Raw genomic sequence first — 19577 nt, 5'->3', positions numbered from 1 at the left:
TTATAAGGTTGGAAATGAAAATTCAACACGAAGCCCTCCATCAGGCTTGGTATCAAAAGTAATATGGCCCGAAATACTTTCTATACGGGTTTCCGTATTTCTTAATCCATTTTTAGGGGTTAAAACCTCCATTCCTTTTCCATTATCTACATATAAAACCGTTATACGGTCATTTTCGCGCTTAAAATTTATGGTAACCGTATCTGCCCCACTATGTTTTTTCATATTGGTCATCAGTTCCTGTAAAATGCAAAATACTTCGGCTTTGGTATCGCCCTTAATGTCTTCCCAAAGTTTTTCGCCGCCACCTTCTAACACGATGTTGGTTTTCGCCGAGGCGTAAGCATATAACATTTTCGACAGTTCAATTGAAAAGCTTTCTTCGTTGTTAATGTCTTTGCTGTCATAAGAAAGGTCTCTCGATATTTTATAGATCACATCGAGTTTATCGGCCAGGTCATTTTTGTCTATTTCGCTTGTATTTTCTACTTCCGACATTACCTGATATACCCTATTGGCCACACGGTCGTGAATTTTTTTCACGTATTTGAGCTCTGTTTTTTTAACTTCTATCTCCTTTTCCTGTTGCAGGCTTTTTTTCCGTCTATGGTATAAAAAATAGCCCAATAGCAAACACAGGATCAAGGTACCAATCCCTATATTTCTGAGCAATATGTCTTTTTGTTTTTCAATGTTCTCTGCTTTGGCCTTCAGAAAATCGGCTTTGTTTTTTTCTGTTTCGTAGCGGATTAGAGCAAATTGATTTTTGGCTGCACTACGTACTGTTTGTATGCTGTCGCTAAGATTTTGATAGGTTTGAAAATATTGTTTGGTTGCAGAAGGTGGACTAATCCGGATCAGTTTTTGCAAACCCTCTAATCGGTCGTCAACCCGGTTGATCACCCGAGCAACCTGATATCTCTTATTTGCATAGAATAATGCAGAATCGGGTTTGCTATTCGTATAATAATCGGCAAGGTGGGCATAACTGGCATTAAGTTCTAATAGGAGATTATTTTTCTTTCTTATGGACAATGCTTTTAATAATTCGGGGGCAGCATTGTAAACTGAATTTTGAAGCCATTTGCTTAGGGCAAGGTTGGATAGTACCCTTGCAAAGGTTTCACTATCGATTGATTGATTTAAAATACCTTGATAGATTACTATTGCTTTTTGATAAGCTTTTCTTTTTCTGAAGATATTGGCGATATTATTTTTGAGGACGGCTTCTGCATTAACACCTGTAGTGTAATTTAAAGCTTCCGTATAAAATACAATGGCCTGGTTATAGTCTTTTAAATTTTCGTACGCAAGACCAAGGTTATTGAGGTTCGCCTTGATAAAGATGTGCTGCTTTGGTATCCTTTTATCAAAATATGGGGAGGCATTGACTGATAGTTCTTGTCCACCAAAATAATCGCCATTATTGGTTGAGATCATGGCCATATTTAAAAGGCATTTGGCAACACCCAAGCTATCTTTCTGCTGAAGAAAGAGGTCTTTCGCTTTATCGAAATAGAAGAAGGCACTATCGGTTTTCTGCTCTTCTGCGTATTGAAATGCCTTATCGTAAATCGGGTTATTTTCTTTTGTTTCGACTTTCACCTTAGGGCTTTTCTCAGCGCAAGAGAATAGGAGCAGGATGGAGATGATGGTAATATTGAGGCGCTTCACTTTTTAGATTTTAATCTAAATTAAAGAAATTTACTTTGGAAAGCACCTATTGCGCTATTTTTAAAATTATTAAGCGCCGATTGGCTGATATGTTAGCATATTCAAATAAAAAATAAGGCGGCACATTGCCGCCTTATTGTGCTGTTATTATTTTGGTATTTTGATCTGGCCACCTTCACCACCAGTATCGTCGCCTGGAGGGGTGTCGCCTGGATCGGTAGGATCAGTATCACCCGGATCAGCATCAGCAGTACTTACAGTTGTTGTTCCGCCACAAGACGCAGAATGGTTGGTATTCGATGGGCTTACTAAGCCTAACAATATGGCAATAAAAAGAGGTATAAACATAACTCAAAAATTTAAAAGTGAAATACATGGTAGGCCACCGCGAATCGTACGCGGCGTTGCTACGGATTTGTAAATCAGAAGGCCTTCTGAAATTTTTGGGAAGTGTTGAGTGTCTGTCGCGGGAGCTAGTAACTGCTTCCCAGGCCGGCTAATAACTACCGCGATTTCTACTCGTTTTTAACATTTAGTTCTTTGCTTGGATTATAGTTTGAATCATTGCTTGAATTAATTGTTGAGACAAATATCCAAGCTTCAAATCTCTAGTTTTCAGATAATTCCAAAGATTCTAAAGAATTCTTTTTAAATTCCAAGGAATTCCGGAAAGCCGTAAGGATTCCAAAAATTCCATTTCTATTTTTACGCTTAAATTTTTGAAAAATGCCTGAAGATTATCAAAACATAGTATTGGCTGCCTATAAAAAGATGAAAGATAATGGGAAGCTGACCGCAATTTTAACTGGAGAAACTACCACTAGATTAAGAGAGGCTTGTTTAAGGGTTTATGACGGTAGATATACTTCGAAAGATGCCGACATACTTTCCATGTTCTTTAAAAAAGATAGGATGGAATGTGATGATTTTCGGAAAGTGATATATGATTCAGTGCCTGATGATTATAAAGCCCTATACAATTATATCAAAGGAGAGACAGGGAAAACAAAAGAAGAGAATACTGACCTTCTTGCCTGGTTAATAGATTTTCCAACATCCTATGAATGGATGAATCTTAGCGATGAGGAAAAAAAAAGTGTCTTTGAGGTTGCAACCAGAAAAAAGAAAAGAAACCGAACTAAAATAATTGGCGGAGACGATAAATCTACAACAAGACTAGTTCCGAACAATTATATTGTCATTTCATGTATTCTTTTACTATTTATTTGCAGTACTTCGTTTATAGTTTGGGAGCGTATTCCTGCAACAGTTAGAACTCCTAAATCAGGCGAGAATTCTATGTATTGGGATGGAGATCATTACGAACCCGTGAAAGATGGGGAACAAGAGCCTGGAGTTACCATTATCCCATTAAACCTTAAAACGCTGAAAGAGCAAAGGAAAATTACTTTACCTGATACATTGACGAAATACTCGTTAGGCAAGGTATGGTATAAAGGTTATGGTAAGGGGCATGAGTATTTTACCGATAGTGGAATCTACCCTCCAGACACTAGCAGAAGACTGAAGCCCCTTTCAACTGAAATATTAAAATATTCTTCTTACGATAGATATTTACTTACACGTTTAGTATGGTTTATATGTGCCGCTTTTTTTATAAGTCTTTTCGGTTTTGCTGTGAGTAAGCTAGAGAAAGAAGTTAAGCGCACTGAGGAAGAAACAAAAACTGAGAAAGAAGAAACAACAGCGTATCACAACAATGAGCTGCGGGCTACTCGTGCGTAGCGTTTGCGGGAGTTAGTCTGGGGTTTTGGTTCTTAATAATGGTTTAACCCAAATGCATCACACCTGAGTTAAACATTATTTATTTTACTGTCCCCAGTTTACCTGGATGTTGTGTTTCTGAGCGTAGGCTTTGCCTTTTTCCATTAAAGCATTAAAGTTTTGTTCAAAGCGGGCGCCATATTTCTGGTCGATGCTGTTAATAATTTCATCTTTGGCACTTTGGCTGCCTTTACTGTCGCACAGTTTTGCGTAAGCCAGGTACTCGTTTTTATAAACGGGTATTACGAGTTCGTACAATTGCTGCGAAAGGGCTTTAATCTCCTTTTCTTCATCGCCCGAAGCGGAAAGCTTTTTTACCTTTTCGAGCGATTGCTCGAGGTATAAAATTTTGTTGTTGAGGTTGGTGGCTGCTTCGTTGCCTTTCTTTTTGCTGGATGGGATATCGGGGTATTCTTTGGTTTCGTCGTTAATGTGGCGGGCCAGGTCGGCACTGGCAAAATCGTTGATCATGTTGGTGTTCAGGATGGCGATGTCGAAGAAACGTTCAGGGGTTTCAGAACAGGCCGAGAGGAAAAGGCTAAACAGGATTAAAAGGGAGAATAATGGTTTTGGGGATAGTGCTGGTAATTTGTTCATGAGCTAAAATGGGTTTCCTTATTAAATTTATTCTGGGGAGGAGCAAAGATTGAGCCGTTTTTTTAGCCTAAAGTCGTGAGTCCGGAGTCGTGAGTCGATCAACGTATTATCATGAATTAACGAAATCGGTGAGCTTTTTTTGCCACGGAAACATGGAATGCACGGGGTCTTTGAGCGAGCTTGTGCTGAGCGGAATGAAACTGAAGAATCTTTTAATTCACCAAATAAGACCTATAAGGTTCACATAAGCCCGATTGCCTTATATTTCTTAAATTCCTTATGTGGTAAAAAACTTTACGCCCCAACGCTGTGGCCTTTGTGCCTTCTCTCTGTGCGCTTTGCGGTTAAAATTATGGAAAATGTAAGATGGATTGTGGAAACAGTCAGGTGTTTGGCGGGGAGCGATTAGCGCTGATTAAAAAATGCTGAAGCCTATATGGTCAAATAGTATGGGATGGGATACTCGGTTTGGTTTACAGTTAACCAAATAAACCATTTCCGAATGAACCAACCATAATATACCCAACATGAGGTGTTGATAGTGAGCTACTTAATGTGTAGATTTAATTTTATTTTTTAGCCTGCTTTAGCTTACGCCAATATTCTTGTTATTGAGTTAAAACCAAAAGACCCATGATGAAAGAATCAGAGTTAACGGAAAAGAAAAGACGTTTTATTAAGCGTACTTATTTCGGTGTATCAGACAATCCGCTTGATGATGTAAATCCATTTGATGCCTGGGATGAATTTTTAGCGGCCAAGGTAAAGGATATGAATTGGGGGATAGATCCTGGTGCCATTAAAAGATCAAAAATCAGGTTTGCCTATAATTTTAACCAGATTTTAGCGCATTATAATGTTTCGCTGGCGCTTGAAGATATCCTGGTAGACCTGGATAAGGATACGCAGACCAACGGAGCGATGATAAATACCTGGGCTGATAAGGCTATTTTTCCAAGTGATAAGACTGCCACTAAAGCGATAGACAAATGAAAGGGGCGTTATTATTGATCTCCTGTTTGGGTTATGGAAGCCTGGCAGCTGCACAAACGGGTAGTGCCGATACCACGGCAAAAAAAAGCATGGTAGAAGCGTCGGCTTCGTTTAAAGTGTTCGATAAATACGGGCTAAAGGTCGACCTTAAATTTATCGATCCGGAAAAAGGATCGTTCGGGATCGATTATCAGTTTCAACTGGATAAAAAACTGTTGGGCAATGACCTGGCTAAAATTAATAAACTTAACCTATCATTAGGCAGCAGGGGTTTTGTAACCGTTGCTGAGGATAAAAACAAAAACAGCAGCCTGATTTCGGAAATTAAATTGGAAGGGCAGCCCCTCTTTCACGTAAAAGGCAAAGACCTTGGGCCCCGCAGTACTATAAATCCGCTGGCGGATGACGGCCCGGAGCTACCTCCGGGAAAAGACCCCCTTGTAGAAGAGGCACGCAATTTGGCCGCACAGGTAGCGTCGCCCTTATGGTTATCATTTAACCTACATGCGAAACATGAAACCACCCAGGATTTCAGGAATTACGATTTTGCCTTTGGCCCGCAGCTTTCTGTTTCTACTTCTTACCTGAGTTCGATCCTCGATTTTCCGTTTGGTTTGTTAAGGGCCGCAAAAAACAACAATCCCAGGCAGCTGGATTTATCTGTCGGTTATGATTATGTGACCGGCGCCAATAAAACCAGCCTTGCCCCTTTGCTTGCAGACTCGAAATTTATGAACAGGTTAAACCTTAAAGCTGAATGGGAAACGGGCATACTTTCCGGAAATGAGCGGATTGCTTTTTTATTCGATTCGTATTACGACCTCGACCGTAATTTATTGTTGAAAAATGCAGGTAAAGACTGGAATTACTTTTACATGATCAGGATAGAAAAGCTGCTTAAAATTAATTTAGGTCCGGGCACCAAAACCAAGGTGGCCGTAAAATATACCGCTGGCGAACTGCCACCAAATTTTGATAAAGGTTTTGTTCTTGGCGGTGGTTTCTCTATCGATTTTTAGTGAAATACCTAAAATAAGCAACGCTCTAAATGATGTCGGTTTGCGCTTTTGTGGGTTAATTTATCTCATAAAAATCAATATGAACGACGGGGCTTTTTAAGTATGATAAACGATGAGGAATCGTCATTGCGAAGCCAATTTTTCATTGGATGAAGCAATCTTAATGCGGTCGCTATAACCATAGCTGTAAGATTGCTCTCCCGAACATTCGGGATTCCTCCCCGCATCCGATAGCTATCGGATGACGAGCCTTTTTAGTATCTGTCAGTGGTAGCGCTTGTACTAAGGGTAGTTGAAGTAAAGCATCCTTTTGATTAACCACATAAGACATAGAAGGCCATATAAACGCAATGGCACGATTTTCACACCCAGCTCCGTGGCCTTTGTGCCTGCTCTTTGTGCCCTCTGCGGTTAAAAAAATAATCCGGAAGTAATGAATCGGAAACGGGTAACTTTCGGTAAAATAGTTCAAAGATCTCTCCATTCTGCATTGCTCCGGAGATGATGATCTTTCTATTGGAGTTAACCTCATTCAATTATTCTTCTTTATCGATAATATGTACCGAAATCCGGTTATCGGCCTCGAGTAAACCAAAATGATGCCGTTTAGGAACATTAAAAATGCGTATAATATCATGATCGGTTATGACCTCAAAAAGTAGCTGTGCTTTTTTTCCGCTGATATCGTATACCCGTGCTTTTTCGCTGTTGGCTACAACAAGGTGATTGTCTGGAAGTATCTGTATACAATGCGCACTTAAGTCTGCCGCGAAAAGCGGGATACTGATGGGCATTTCTTTTAGCGTAGGACTAACAACCAGGCAGCCATCGGTTGTTAATACGGCTATTTTTAGTGTGGTATGCACACTACTTACCGAAAAGTTGATAATGGGCGATTCGACAAATAACATTTCGAGCATTCCGGTATCAGCTGTACGCACCAACATATCGCTGCCGGTAAAGTACAGGTGGTCTTTTCGCCAGTACATTTTGTTCTTGTTCGAAAAAATCTGATAGGCATCAATCGATGATTTATCCCAGGTACAAACAACAGAAGTTAAGGGCTCGCCAAATACCGGATAGCGATTTAACCGAATGTCTTCACCATGTGTTAAAAGAACAGAAAACGTTTTTTGGTCTGTAGGCTCGATGGCGCTATTCATGTTCTGACCTAACCAGCTGATTTGATGAAGATCAATTTCCCGTTCAAAATCGTCGGTTTTTGGCAATTTGCTGTACTTGTTTTCAACGGTATTCCCGCTGATCAAAATGTGGCTCGATATACCCGAATCTGCTGTTAAAGCATAGTAATCGTCAATATTGGCTTTAAACAGGTATAAATAATCCATACAGTCTTCCCACTTCATGCGGAGCAACTGCATGGTTTCATTTTTGATACCAATGCCGATCAGCTGATCGTGGAAACTACAGAAATCAACCCACTTTATTTCACGGTCCAGTTGAATATAACGATCAGCCTGCTGCTGTTTAATCTCTTTATAATGGCTAATGGCATAACGGTTTATATCCTGAACGATCATTGGATCTTGGTGCATGAACCGATCCATCATTTTTAAAGCGCTAAAATCGCCCGCCATAGTTTGTTGGCTTACAATTTCGTAACAGATGTTTAAGGCTGTTTCCCGAAAACTTTCATCTTCACTGTTTTCGGCAACATTGGCAAGTACCCTTAAAAAACCCGTGCTTTTGCCCTTGCTTAGCTGTTCTGTATAAAAGGTGTTAACTGTTTTATTTAAAGGTATTCCGTTTTGTACTGTAATTTCGAAATAACGTTTTAAACATTGTTCTGCCTGGTTGTTGTTGTGCCAGCCGTTAAGTAACACTTCTTCACTTCTTTTAGGGTCGCTAATTTTGAGTTCGATAATGCTTGCAGCCTTTAAATGATCTCTGGCACCCAGCGATTGCAGCACTACATCTTCATAATATTTTAGTGCCTGCTGCTGTTGTCCCATTTGAACATACAGATCGCCAACTTTCTCGTAATTGGCCAGGTCTACATATAAATTTATGGCTTCGTTTAAAAGTCCACCCTTTTCTAAACAGTCGGCTGCCAGATTTTTATTGTTAAGGTGGTCTTTATAAATTGCCGCAGCTTCGCGATAATGTTTGCCTTCACGCAAGGTTCTTGCTGCCCTGTCAAGATCGCCCAGCAGGTGGGCATAAACATAGGCTGCCTTTTTAAAATCGCCATCTATTACGGCCTGTGTAGCCGTTTTTTCGTAACGTTGCTGAAGTTCCCATCTATAACTGCCCAGATCCCATACATCGGCAGCTAGTCCATTGCCAAAGTTCTTAAAATTCAGGTTTAAACTTTGCCTGCTTAATTTGCCAGATGGGGCTGCGGTGCCACGGTTTAGGTAGGCACTATTTAATGGGATGGCATACTGTAAAGCGGCATCTTTATCTTTATCGAATAATTTTACCAATCTATTGAGTTCGCTATCCCTTTGTTTTTCGATGGAGGCCATTTTTTGATTGATCCAGGCATCTAATTGTTGTAGAAAGCTGGGGGTTTGTATATTGGCCATGGAAGCGGCCTGTTTAGGAAATAGAAAGGCAATGATTTGGAGCAGAAATTTACCGATAAAAGCAAAGCCTAACAATAGCCAAAGCCCCATGTTGCTTAAAGGTTTTAAAATGCTGCTCCACCTATTGGTATCCTGTTTATCTTCTTCTGTTTTAGGGATATCGGATAGCGGCTGTGTATTAATCCACGCTTTTAAATCATCAATGGCATCGGTAGTGTGCAGTGGTTCGATCATTGCCGAGCGGAGCTGAGGAAGAACGGATGTCAAAGGCAAATTGTGGAGCCAGTGCATTGCTACTGTTTCTGGTGTTTCAATCAGATCTGCCAATTGGTAACTATCCTGTTGTTCAAATCCAACCAGGCCTATATTGGGATGAAAAAACTGTACATCCCATAGTTTTACTGTACTTAGTTCGTTATTGAGCAGTTGGGGAAAAAGTTTGGCATTTACAGGAATGAAAAAGCCCTCGGTTACCTGTGTGTAAGGATATCGGATCTCATCGCTTTTGGGAATAGCGGCTCCAAAAACCACAAACAACCCGATACAGTTGTTCTGTGCCACACTTTCGGGCACGAGATAGGCCTTGATGGATAAAAAATCTACTGACCAGTTGGCCATTTCTGCAAACCAATCGGCGGGGCTGCCTTGTAAATAAGCGCCCCAGGTGGCATGAGTAGATTTTGCCTGATAGCGGAGTTGAAGTTTCATATTATTTTAGCCCATCTATAAAAGCCTGAATATATTTTTTATAAAATACATGCGGTTCCAGGTATTGGCTGCCCCGAACTTTTGTGAAATAGAATGCACCACTTAAGTACCCGTCGGCACTCCAGCAAGCCGTTGGCTTGCCAACCACCATAATGATGCAAATCTCCGGAATATTAGGCTTACTGCTTTTAAGGTGTAATGTTCCCCTCGAATCCATAATGGCCGAACTTCCGTTTGACCAGCTAAATTTGGTAAACCTAATGTTTGATAAATGTTCTACTTTTAAAATTTGCTGTGATTTGGCGTTTAGCCACTCCGCATCCGCCGCTTTATCTTTCCAATGGAACTCATTGTTGATGAGCAAAAATTCTTTCTTATCAGCAATAATCCGCCCTAAGGTATGGATGTAAATCTTTTTTACAGTATTAATGGTGCTATATCCATTATTCAGGTGCTTTTTTATCCGGAACTGAAAAATCCGGGAGTCACTACCACGGCTTTTTACCCTTTCACTATCGTTCTCGTTGGAAGGGATAATGTTTCCGTTTCGGGGGTCTACCATGATGAGTTTATATTTGTGCTTAAGATAAAAATAGGGAGCGATAAACTGAATATCGTTTATGCCTTTATGCGAAATGGATATTTCAGTTAAGCTATAATCATATGCTGCTGTATTGATCTTGTATAGCTGTAGTTCTTTGCTGTTATCAGGCAAAAGGAGCATAAAAAGGGTAGCTTCCATCTCGCCAAAACAATATTTTCCACGGGTTAACTGCCCGGCCAGTTCTTTAGCACCAAAAGCTTTTTTTGGCCAATAAAGCAAACGTAAATCAATTGTAACAGCAATTATGCCATCGTTTTTTAACACATAAAGATCATTTTCGCTCATCCTGATCTTTGAAGTAGGGTAATAAAGTGGAAATTCAGGTTCGTACAGTGCAGCAGGCAGATCAGCCTGGTTAATACGTTTAACCTTTTTCTGATAGCCGTGGCTTACAAGATCGGACAAATCGATATGTGCCTCTCTGATCAGTTTAGATTGATTTTTACTGATTTGGAACATCTGCAGGTGTCCGCTGGCAGATATGGTGATCAGGTAATTTAACTGATTTCTGATTTTTAAAAAATAAGGTGCAACAGCTGCATCTTTTAAAAAATGGGAAGAGGTGATGAATATATACCTGCCATTTTTTTCGGCATGTGTTGCGAAAGCCTTAACCAGCGGTTCGCCGCAGTGCAGTGCCGGATCCATTTTTTCGAGTAAGGCCTCCGTATCTTTTTTGGTTTCGAGCACTGTTATACTGAGGTCTTTTCCGCCCAACAGCCATACTTTTAACTGTTGGTTTTTTTCTTTACTTTCTCTAAAAGCCAAAGCGGCTGCAACAGCGAATACCCGTGCAGATCCCCACATTTTTAAGGTAGAATCGATAATTATGCCCAACTGCTGCACCTGATGGTTAGGTGCTGTTTCGCGTTTTAGAAAAAGGGCTTCATTATTGGCCAGCCGGGCGGTGAGCAGAAGATCGTCTTGAGCGAGTTCGCTCAGTAATAGTTTATCGTAAGTGCCTTTGTTGGCGATATCAGAAATCCCGCCCAAACTTTGCTCGTTATTGCTGTTCAGGTACATCGGGATACTTAAGGCAGCCATAATCCTTCTGGCCAGCTGGCTAACCGTATTCGTTTTTTTATCGTTTTCCAGTTCGGCTAAAAGGTCTTTCTCAACAGGTTCAGGCTGAGGAATATGAATGGGCCTGGGCAACGCTATAAGGCCGGTACGCTGTTTAAGCACTAAGCTTTCTACATCTTCAAAAATAGCGAGTGCCGCTGCCAATGGTGCGAAATCCTGAACCAAATTTGTCTGTTTAAGCACTGCCTGTTCGCCAAAAATATCCTCGTCCATTTCGCCACTGTTAAATTCCTTTAATATAGGCAAGAGGCCCATGTGGTATCCTTTAACGCTTAATGCATCAAAAATAGATTGAAGCAGTAGTACTCTATTCATTTCAGAACGGTACTGATGTGGCAATTGGTTAACGATGGATAGAAACTGGTAGGCCTGTGTTTTTAGTCCCTGGTCTGGATCCTCAATGCCGCTACTGGCATCCGTATTGCTGTAGCGGATATCGAACAACGTTTGTTTGGCATTATAGAGGGTTTCCCAATCATCTTTACAAGCACACAAAACCAAAAGAATAGTGCCTAAAGAAAGCGAGGTCGTTTTAGGAAGGTCTTTTAAAATATTGGATAAGTCTTCGCGGTAGCAGATGGTTTTTTGGTTGGCAAATTCGATTACCTGCCCGCGCTCTGCCCACCTCCAAAAATAATTTTGATAGGCCCTAAAATAGTCGACGGTATTTTGTGAGGAATAAGCCATATGTTAAAATGAAACCTGCCTTACCACCGCTCGATCAGCGGGTTTAAAAAGATCAATTGCGATGGTGTTTTGCCTGCCGCTTTCGTTAAAAAGAATATATGAAGGTATAATTGGTTTAAGCTTTTGGTTAAGCAGATTGCCTAAAAATGGTGGGTCAAAATTGTATCCGGCCGGGACAAGCAGATTTCCGTTTAACCAAAAAGTTTTGCCAGGTATTGGCGGAAGTGGATCGCCAATAATAAGTACTTCTTGCGCTGCTGATACCACAAATTTTAGCTTCTGCAAACGGACCTGCGGAGCGCCATCTACATACTTTTTCCATGCCGTAAAATTGGTTTGCAAGGCATATGCGGGGTAAGGATTTTGGCTGCGCAGCAGGTTTACAGGCATTAGTTGTGCCTGTTGTGCCGGAATTGCCGATACAGGCATTTCTAAAGGCATAAATTCAGGCAATGTTTTCCATTCCATAACATCGAGCAGGGCAACGGGGGTTAACTTTCCATCAGGGAAAAGACGGTTTTGCCCATCGAGTTTATAGCTGGCCAAAATAGGGAGAGAATCGATCAATACCTGGTTGTGTTTATTATCCAAAGGTCCCTTCAGCCAGATCAGCTCATCCTGCCTGCAGGCACTCCAGCCCTCAACCCCCCTGATATTACCAATCTGATCTTGGTATTTGCGTTCTAAAACCAGTGCCCTCATGTTCATGCAGACTGCATAATCTGTTTCCAAAGCAGATCTATCGGCTCCTGTACATATTTACGCTGCGCTTCGTTTCCAATCCACTCGCAGCGGTTGTTCAGGTGTACCAATCGGTCTTTAATTGATGATCTTTCTGCCATCGCAATTTCGGGCAATGCCCATTGCTCGGTTAAATGCTGTACCTCTTTATAAATTTCTTCTGCATCAGGTTTGGTATTTTCTTTTACCCTGGGGTGCTGGTTTTCAGAAATATCGGTAGTGATGATAACATTAACAATATTGGCGATAATTTCGCGCTGCTCTTCTGTATCCCAAATGTGCTTTAATATCCAAAGATCAGAAGGGATGGCTTTATTTCGTTTGCAGATCAATGCGCTTGCGGCAATCATCCGTTGCAATTTTACAGCCCGGCGATCGGAAACCTGTAGTCCGGCATTACGCATTTTATGGATCAGTTCGATATAGGCAGGTCTGACCTCCTGAAGGTCTACTGTTGCGGTAAGCTCCTGTAAACTGGCAATTTCGGCTACCGAGATAGCAGGTTTATCACTTCCATTGTGCTGTTCGAGCACCCAGCCTGCATTTAATACTGCATCAAGTTCTTGCGGATCAACATTATCTGATTTTACACGGATGAGAAAGCGGTCGAAAAGCGCTTGCAGGGCTTCATCTTCGGGCAGGTGATTACTGGCGCCAATTACCATCAGTGCAGGTAGCTTACGGGTTTCTCTTCCACGCCTGAAAATCCGCTCGTTCAGCACCATTAACAAACTATTTAAAATGGCACTGTTTGCATTTAAAAGTTCATCTAGAAAGATGAGCGATGCTTCCGGAAGCATACCCGCTGTGTTGGTTACCAGATCTCCTTCTCTAAGCTTGCGGATATCAAAAGGGCCGAAAAGTTCGTTTGGCTCTGTAAAACGGGTAAGCAGGTACTCAAACGTCTGTCCATCTATCAATTTGGAAAGTTCGCGTACGGTTGCACTTTTTGCGGTTCCCGGAGGCCCTAAAATGAAAAGGTTCTCTCTGCCCACCAGGCAAATGCCCATAAGGTCGATAATTTCATCTTTGCCAACAAAAACCTTTTTTAAATGCTGTAGTACCTGCTTCAGCTTATCGATGGTTAAATGTGTGGCTAACTGGGTTTCGTTCATGTTGTTTCTTCGTTAAGGATCAGGTTTAAACCAGGCCATAGTTTTGCCTGGTATGCGCCCAAGGCTTCTTTCACTAATTTTAATTCATGTTTGCTATTGATCCTTCCTATATCCTTTTTCAATATGAGCCGATCAATATAAGTCACCCTAAGTGAAGGATGATCGAGTATTTTGTCTCCTATAGTTACGTTTATGTCAGCTATCCCTATGCTTGAAAAGGGCCAAAACCGGGCTAAAGCTTTTAATTTGTAAATTAATGGATCTTCTGGCGACAGGCCGCTTGCGAACCTGAAAATATCGGGCAGGAAACGCAGCATCAAATCTGCTGAATACACCGCTTCGGATGTATATTGGCCATTGTAATCGACTAGTAATTGGTTTAGTTTTTCTTCGCCGATATCTCTGAGCAGAACCAATTGTATGGTGCTGAAAATATATTTCGCTGCCCATAACGCTGCTTCAGGGTCAAAGCCTGGGGCAGTATATGGCATAGCTAAGGCATCTGTCCAGTAATATTCCTCCAATAAGATAATTGCTCGATCTGAGGTATAAGCATCAAAATCTACAATTTGGTTAGGCACGGTTACCTGTCCGGTTTGGATAAGATCTATTAAAAAAAGGTCAAGCATCACCCTCGAGTATTGGTTAATTTAGAAAAGCAAGATACAAATTACCGAGACAATTTTTGGCTTTGCTAAGAAACGTAGAATTTTTAATCTGGAGTGGGCAGTCTGGAGTAAGTCAACGCATTATTTCTGGTACAGCACCATCCTGAGGTTCGGAGTGTCGTCATTTCGAGCGGGAGTGTAACGCAGTCGAGAAATCTAACCTGCATGGATTTTATCTCCTGGAAGGTTTTTTGATTCGAACCATATAGATTCATATAAGCTCAAGTGTCTTATATTTTCTTACATGCCTTATATGGTTAAAACCTTAATTTACGCCCAGCGCTGCGATCTTTGCGCTTTTCTCTCTGCGCCCTTTGTGGTTAAAACATAGATGGTGGATGGGAAATAGCTCAGCGTTTGGCGGGGAGCGGTTAGCGTGTCATTCTCGGATATTTTATTGAACCATAAAACATGAAGAAGAAAGCGCTTAAGAATGATTTTATTTTATAATTTCCAGTAGTTCCAATTCAAAAATTAGAATGTAACTTGATTTTCCCCTGTTACCGTAAGCCAACCCAGGAGGAATAAAAAGTTTAAATTTACTCCCAACATTCATTAACTGTATGCCTTCAGCCATGCCAGGAAGTAAATTCTTAACCAACATGGCCGGAGGTTGGCCATTCGCGTTTGCATCAATTACCTTATTGCCTTCTAAAAGTGTTCGCTTATGCTGAATTTTCACATTATCGGTAGCTGTTGGTCGAGGCCCTGCCCCCATGCTAATCACCTGGTATTGTAAGCCGCTGGCTGTGGTAATAATACCCGGCTTTTTCTTGTTATCGGCAAAGAACCTGATGGCTTCTTCTTCGGCGATGGCGTTAGCATCTTTTACAATAGGAGAAATGGGTGCGGGTGGTGAGGAGGCGGGTACCGCGTTTGTTTTTACAATAACGCCAGTTTTTGCTGTTTTAGCGCCATTGCTGTTTCGCTTAATAACTGTGATGGCATTGGCTGCTGGTGTGCCATCTTTATCTCTAGGGATTAAGACCGTTTCGCCGTTTTTCCAATACTGTCCACCTGCTTTTCCAAGTCCCGCGATATAGACATCCGAACCTTCAAATGCTATGGAGTATGGATCAGGAAAGCCCGACGACAGTCCTTCCAAAGTAGTCGGTATGCCGTTTTTCCAATAGGTAGGTTTGTAATTAATGTGCCCTGCTACATAAACATTGCCATTCTTGTCTACAGCAATCGAACTGGCTACAGCATCATTTTCAACATTTGTGAGTATAGTGGTACCTTCATTGCCTTTCCAGTACGCAGCTTGTTTGCCCTCCTTACCTGGTATGGAAGTGATGCCGGCAATGTATACGTCATTGTTCACTGTAGTTATGGCTGATGCCGTATATAATGTACTGTTAATGGCATCAACCAGTTGTCCATTTCTCCAGTAGGCAACTTTTCCGTTATATGAACCCGCTACCAATACATCTCCGCTTTGGTGTATGGCTATCGAACTGGCACCAGCATGCGAGCGGCCGTCGCTAAGTGATACGGGTTGCCCGTTCTTCCAATATTTAGCCCAGTCAGTCCAGTTAGAATTCTGACCGTGATCGTAAACTCGCTCATATCCTGCTATATACACATCTCCTTTAAAAACTGCAATAGAATAGGCACGCGACCAGCGCCCGCCCCCACTGGTAAGCGGAATCCTCTCCCCGTTTTTCCAATACGCCACCACGCCATTATCAAAGCCTGCTACATGTACATCATTGCCATCAATGGCGATGGCGGTGGCAGTGGCATCATTTTGCCCGTCGGTAAGTTGTACTGGCACCCCATTTTTCCAATATTTGGCTACATGCTTAAGTGTGGTTGGATTATAGGAAGCCCCGGCAATGTACACGTCAACTTCTTTTTGAGGCACATTTGTTTTATTAGCAGATTTAATGCCTTTATTCTGTGCCTGTACATTAAAAGATATAAAACTACCCAGGCCAAACAGAACTATTCCGAGTCCTAAGTTTAATACGCTTAACTTAATCATCACTTTAATTTTTTACACAATTAATAAGGTTATAAGCAGGTATAGCTAAATAATGTTGTTTGGTGTTATGGTTTGGCCTTGTTTAGTAATGCTTTTTGACCATAGGCCTTAAGTAACATTACGTCGTACTTAAATATAAGCATTATTGGGTATTGGAACAAATTTACAATTGTTAGTTATTATTCCCTTATTTACTAAGGGAGGTGTCGTTTAGCGGTTATACAGGGTTAATTTTTAAGGCTTAGACTAAGTCTGCGCTGATCAGTGTAATCTGCGGGAGATTTTTGCCACACTTGCTTTGTCATTCAGGAAGGAAAACATAACGCACACGCAAAGCCAGTTTGGATATTGTTGCCGATTAAACAATTAAGCATCCTTGGTAATTAACGATTAAACCAGTTCTTAGCCGGCCTACAAACCGAATGAATCAATGACCAATAAACTAAGCCACTCCATTTTTTAAACTATATACTTCTCCTTCGTAAAGCCCCGCCAACACCTGCACGGCCATTTTGCTTCTTTGCCCGGTTTGGCAATAACACACTACTTTTTTGTGCTTTGGGATAGCTGTATGTGATGCCGTTAACCCGTACAGCGGAAGGTTGATGCCTCCAATATTATTTTCTTCATGTTCGTAACCCTCGCGTACATCAATTAAAAAAACTTCATCCGCATGGATTTCCAGCCAGCGATCTAATGTTGTGCTATCGATTTCTTGTACGGCTTTATCGGTTTTGGCCGGCGCTGGCTTTGCGGTATCAGCTGTTTTTTTTGCGGCGATTTTAAATACCATTACGGTATTGTTCAGCGCATTAACAGTCATCAGTTTGCCCGCAAGTGTTTCGCAAATGCCGCAGATTAATTTTAGGGCTTCATTGGCCATGTACAGGCCTATTAGGCCAGGTAAAATGCCGATCACCCCTCCCTCTATACAGTTAATATTTTCAGTTGGCGGCGCCGGATAAAGGTCTCTATAGTTTGCACCGCCCTGGTGGTTAAACACCGCAACCTGGCCTTCGAACTGTAAAATAGAACCGAAAATAAGTGTTTTGCCTAAAGCCACACAGGTATCGTTCACCAGGTAACGGGTGGTAAAATTATCTGAACAATCGATCACCAGATCATAATCCTGGCAAATGTTTATCGCATTATCAGCCCTAAAACGTTCGTGATAGGCATTGAAACCCACGTGCGGATTAAGCAATTGAAGTTTTGCCGCGGCAATTTTTGCTTTAGGTTGCCCAATATCAGTATGGTTATATAAAATCTGCCGGTGCAGGTTGCTCAATTCTACCACGTCATCATCTGCAATTCCGATAGTTCCTGTACCCGCTGCGGCCAGATACTGTAATACCGGGCAGCCCAAACCACCTGCGCCGATGACCAATACTTTGGCGGCTTTTAGCTTTTCTTGCCCCGCCAAGCCCAGCTCGGGCAGGATGATTTGGCGGTTATAGCGGCTAAATTCTTCTTTTACTAACATGATTTTTGGATCAAACTCATATCCCAATCTTTCCAAATGGGCTCGTAACCCTGTTTTCTGATCATGGCTGCAATTTCCTGTGCCGAGCGTTCATCAGATATTTCGAACTGCTCCAGCGATTGAGGTTCTACCTGGTAACCACCGGGATTGGTTTTAGAACCCGCACTAATGGCGGTAATGCCCAGCTTAATCACCTGGTTGCGGAAAGCTACGGTTTCGCGGGTAGAAATAGACAGCTCTACTTCGCTGTTGAATAAACGGTAAGCACAGATCAGTTGCACCAATTCCTTATCGTTCATTACGACTTTAGGTTCTAAACCACCGCTAAAAGGCCGCAGCCTGGGGAAAGAAATACTGAATTTACTTTGCCAGTATTGTTTTTCGAGGTAAGAGAGATGCAGGGCCGTAAAAAACGAATCTGTACGCCAGTCTTCCAGCCCAATTAATACACCAAGCCCCATTTTATGGATTCCGGCCTGCCCCAAACGGTCAGGCGTTTCTAAGCGATATAAAAAGTTAGATTTTTTGCCCTTTGGATGGTGTTTCCGGTAATCATCCTGGTGATAGGTTTCCTGGTAAACCAGTACGGTATTTAACCCGTGCGGAATAAGGGTTTCATAATCGGCTACATCCAAAGGCTGTACCTCCATGGATATATGGGCAAAATGTGGACTGATGAGGTCTAGTACTTTTTTAAAATAATCGGTGTGTACACTTTGGTTGGCCTCGCCGGTTACCAGCAACACATGGTCGTATCCCATACCCTTAATTACGGCCACTTCCTGCATAATTTCCATTGGGTTGAGCGTTCTGCGCCTTACCTTATTGTCATAACTGAAACCACAGTAGGTACAGATATTATTACATTCGTTGGAGAGGTAAAGCGGTATATACATTTGGATTACCCGGCCGAAACGGTCTAAAGTTAATCGCTGGCTAATCTGCGCCATATCTTCGAGATAAGGTAACGCTGCGGGAGAAATAAGCGCTTTAAAATCTTCCAGATCCCGTTGCTTATTGCGCAATGCCCGTTCTACATCTGCAGCCGTTTTATCGTAAATGCTGGCCTTGGTATCGTCCCAGTTGTAAGCTTCGAATACTTCGTTAAAACTCTTCATCTAAAAATGCGGTTAGTGGGCTGCTCGCTGCAGCATAGTGTGTTTGGGCGCCTAATTTAGACTCGAAAGCCATTCGGCCGGCTTCTACAGCCATTTTAAAGGCAATGGCCATGTGGGTTGGATTTTCGGCTATGGCAATGGCGGTGTTCACCAAAACAGCATCAGCACCAATTTCCATGGCTTTTGCCGCATCAGACGGTGCGCCTATACCGGCATCGATAATGACCGGAACCCTGCTCTGGCTGATGATAATCTCTAAAAAATCGATGGTTCTTAATCCCTTGTTACTGCCAATCGGGGAGCCCAGCGGCATTACCGCTGCCGTGCCCACATCTTCCAAACGTTTACATAAAACCGGGTCGGCATGGATATAAGGCAAAACCACAAAACCGAGTTTAACCAGTTCTTCGGTGGCTTTTAAGGTTTCGATCGGATCTGGCATGAGGTATTTCGGATCTGGGTGGATTTCCAGTTTGATCCAGTTGGTTTCTAAGGCTTCACGTGCCAGTTGAGCGGCAAAAACAGCTTCTTTTGCATTGCGCACACCAGAAGTATTGGGCAATAAATTGATGTGCGGATATTTAAGGTGATGAAGGATATCGTCGTCCTTGCCCTTTAAATCTACACGTTTGAGCGCTACGGTAACCAGTTCGGAGGCCGAGGCAATTAAGGCACTTTCCATCTCTTTGGCAGAACTGAATTTTCCGGTACCGGTAAAGAGGCGAGAGCTGAAGGTTTGATCTGCTATGGTTAACATATCTGTAAT

Annotated in this window: 15 protein-coding genes; 3 read left to right on the top strand and 12 right to left on the bottom strand. The window is 42.0% G+C overall.

Annotated elements, in window-relative coordinates:
• Positions 1–1674, bottom strand: coding sequence for a tetratricopeptide repeat-containing sensor histidine kinase (locus AC1RJ8_RS10205; RefSeq protein WP_492953714.1), 1674 nt, complete (start codon positions 1672–1674; stop codon positions 1–3).
• A 147-nt stretch (positions 1675–1821) separates the two neighbouring features.
• A complete protein-coding gene (locus AC1RJ8_RS10200; protein WP_492953713.1) occupies positions 1822–2022 on the bottom strand; it encodes a hypothetical protein in 201 nt (66 codons plus the stop codon).
• A gap of 378 nt (positions 2023–2400) precedes the next feature.
• Between AC1RJ8_RS10200 and AC1RJ8_RS10195 the strand changes: the two genes are divergently transcribed.
• Positions 2401–3420 carry a hypothetical protein gene (locus AC1RJ8_RS10195; RefSeq protein WP_492953712.1) on the top strand — a complete coding sequence of 340 codons (1020 nt, stop codon included), beginning with the start codon at positions 2401–2403 and terminating at the stop codon, positions 3418–3420.
• 84 nt (positions 3421–3504) lie between these two features.
• Here the strand turns inward: AC1RJ8_RS10195 and AC1RJ8_RS10190 are convergent, their stop codons facing one another.
• Positions 3505–4056, bottom strand: a complete 552-nt coding sequence (locus AC1RJ8_RS10190; RefSeq protein WP_492953711.1) for a hypothetical protein — start codon at positions 4054–4056, stop codon at positions 3505–3507.
• A 633-nt stretch (positions 4057–4689) separates the two neighbouring features.
• Here AC1RJ8_RS10190 and AC1RJ8_RS10185 point away from each other — a divergent pair.
• Together AC1RJ8_RS10185 and AC1RJ8_RS10180 are read left to right on the top strand one after the other, a co-directional pair.
• Complete coding sequence (locus tag AC1RJ8_RS10185) at positions 4690–5049, top strand: hypothetical protein (protein ID WP_492953710.1); 360 nt, start codon at positions 4690–4692, stop codon at positions 5047–5049.
• A complete protein-coding gene (locus AC1RJ8_RS10180) occupies positions 5046–6068 on the top strand; it encodes a hypothetical protein (protein WP_492953709.1) in 1023 nt (340 codons plus the stop codon). Before AC1RJ8_RS10185 ends, AC1RJ8_RS10180 begins: the two co-directional genes overlap by 4 nt.
• A 536-nt stretch (positions 6069–6604) precedes the next feature.
• On the opposite strand, the gene AC1RJ8_RS10175 is transcribed toward AC1RJ8_RS10180, so the two are convergent.
• The 9 genes from AC1RJ8_RS10175 to AC1RJ8_RS10135 all read right to left on the bottom strand — a co-directional run bounded on the left by AC1RJ8_RS10175 (position 6605) and on the right by AC1RJ8_RS10135 (position 19568).
• Complete coding sequence (locus tag AC1RJ8_RS10175; RefSeq protein WP_492953708.1) at positions 6605–9325, bottom strand: hypothetical protein; 2721 nt, start codon at positions 9323–9325, stop codon at positions 6605–6607.
• Position 9326: 1 nt separating this feature from the next.
• Positions 9327–11699: a hypothetical protein gene (locus tag AC1RJ8_RS10170; protein WP_492953707.1), complete on the bottom strand. Its 2373-nt coding sequence runs from the start codon at positions 11697–11699 to the stop codon at positions 9327–9329.
• A gap of 3 nt (positions 11700–11702) precedes the next feature.
• Positions 11703–12401: a hypothetical protein gene (locus AC1RJ8_RS10165; protein WP_492953706.1), complete on the bottom strand. Its 699-nt coding sequence runs from the start codon at positions 12399–12401 to the stop codon at positions 11703–11705.
• A gap of 2 nt (positions 12402–12403) precedes the next feature.
• A complete protein-coding gene (locus AC1RJ8_RS10160) occupies positions 12404–13555 on the bottom strand; it encodes an AAA family ATPase (RefSeq protein WP_492953705.1) in 1152 nt (383 codons plus the stop codon).
• Positions 13552–14184 (bottom strand): hypothetical protein, encoded by a 633-nt coding sequence (locus AC1RJ8_RS10155; RefSeq protein ID WP_492953704.1) that lies wholly within the window; start codon positions 14182–14184, stop codon positions 13552–13554. Before AC1RJ8_RS10155 ends, AC1RJ8_RS10160 begins: the two co-directional genes overlap by 4 nt.
• Before the next feature lie 478 nt (positions 14185–14662).
• Positions 14663–16210 carry an FKBP-type peptidyl-prolyl cis-trans isomerase gene (locus AC1RJ8_RS10150; RefSeq protein ID WP_492953703.1) on the bottom strand — a complete coding sequence of 516 codons (1548 nt, stop codon included), beginning with the start codon at positions 16208–16210 and terminating at the stop codon, positions 14663–14665.
• A 442-nt stretch (positions 16211–16652) separates the two neighbouring features.
• Complete coding sequence (gene moeB, locus AC1RJ8_RS10145) at positions 16653–17693, bottom strand: molybdopterin-synthase adenylyltransferase MoeB (protein ID WP_492953702.1); 1041 nt, start codon at positions 17691–17693, stop codon at positions 16653–16655.
• Positions 17687–18811, bottom strand: coding sequence for a 2-iminoacetate synthase ThiH (gene thiH / locus AC1RJ8_RS10140; RefSeq protein ID WP_492953701.1), 1125 nt, complete (start codon positions 18809–18811; stop codon positions 17687–17689). Before thiH ends, moeB begins: the two co-directional genes overlap by 7 nt.
• Positions 18798–19568 (bottom strand): thiazole synthase, encoded by a 771-nt coding sequence (locus AC1RJ8_RS10135; protein WP_492953700.1) that lies wholly within the window; start codon positions 19566–19568, stop codon positions 18798–18800. Before AC1RJ8_RS10135 ends, thiH begins: the two co-directional genes overlap by 14 nt.
• Positions 19569–19577 lie beyond the last annotated feature (9 nt).

This window comes from Pedobacter sp. GW822-FHT03F06, assembly GCF_058801365.1.
The sequence above is the reverse complement of the archived record's forward strand: the minus strand, read 5'-3'. Positions and strand labels throughout refer to the sequence as shown.

Coding starts and splice junctions, on each gene's coding strand:
- AC1RJ8_RS10135 (WP_492953700.1), bottom strand. CDS start 19,568: ATGTTAACCATAGCAGATCAAACCTTCAGCTCTCGCCTCTTTACCGGT.
- AC1RJ8_RS10190 (WP_492953711.1), bottom strand. CDS start 4,056: ATGAACAAATTACCAGCACTATCCCCAAAACCATTATTCTCCCTTTTA.
- AC1RJ8_RS10175 (WP_492953708.1), bottom strand. CDS start 9,325: ATGAAACTTCAACTCCGCTATCAGGCAAAATCTACTCATGCCACCTGG.
- moeB (WP_492953702.1), bottom strand. CDS start 17,693: ATGTTAGTAAAAGAAGAATTTAGCCGCTATAACCGCCAAATCATCCTG.
- AC1RJ8_RS10170 (WP_492953707.1), bottom strand. CDS start 11,699: ATGGCTTATTCCTCACAAAATACCGTCGACTATTTTAGGGCCTATCAA.
- AC1RJ8_RS10165 (WP_492953706.1), bottom strand. CDS start 12,401: ATGAGGGCACTGGTTTTAGAACGCAAATACCAAGATCAGATTGGTAAT.
- AC1RJ8_RS10195 (WP_492953712.1), top strand. CDS start 2,401: ATGCCTGAAGATTATCAAAACATAGTATTGGCTGCCTATAAAAAGATG.
- AC1RJ8_RS10155 (WP_492953704.1), bottom strand. CDS start 14,184: ATGCTTGACCTTTTTTTAATAGATCTTATCCAAACCGGACAGGTAACC.
- AC1RJ8_RS10160 (WP_492953705.1), bottom strand. CDS start 13,555: ATGAACGAAACCCAGTTAGCCACACATTTAACCATCGATAAGCTGAAG.
- AC1RJ8_RS10185 (WP_492953710.1), top strand. CDS start 4,690: ATGATGAAAGAATCAGAGTTAACGGAAAAGAAAAGACGTTTTATTAAG.
- thiH (WP_492953701.1), bottom strand. CDS start 18,811: ATGAAGAGTTTTAACGAAGTATTCGAAGCTTACAACTGGGACGATACC.
- AC1RJ8_RS10200 (WP_492953713.1), bottom strand. CDS start 2,022: ATGTTTATACCTCTTTTTATTGCCATATTGTTAGGCTTAGTAAGCCCA.
- AC1RJ8_RS10150 (WP_492953703.1), bottom strand. CDS start 16,210: ATGATTAAGTTAAGCGTATTAAACTTAGGACTCGGAATAGTTCTGTTT.
- AC1RJ8_RS10180 (WP_492953709.1), top strand. CDS start 5,046: ATGAAAGGGGCGTTATTATTGATCTCCTGTTTGGGTTATGGAAGCCTG.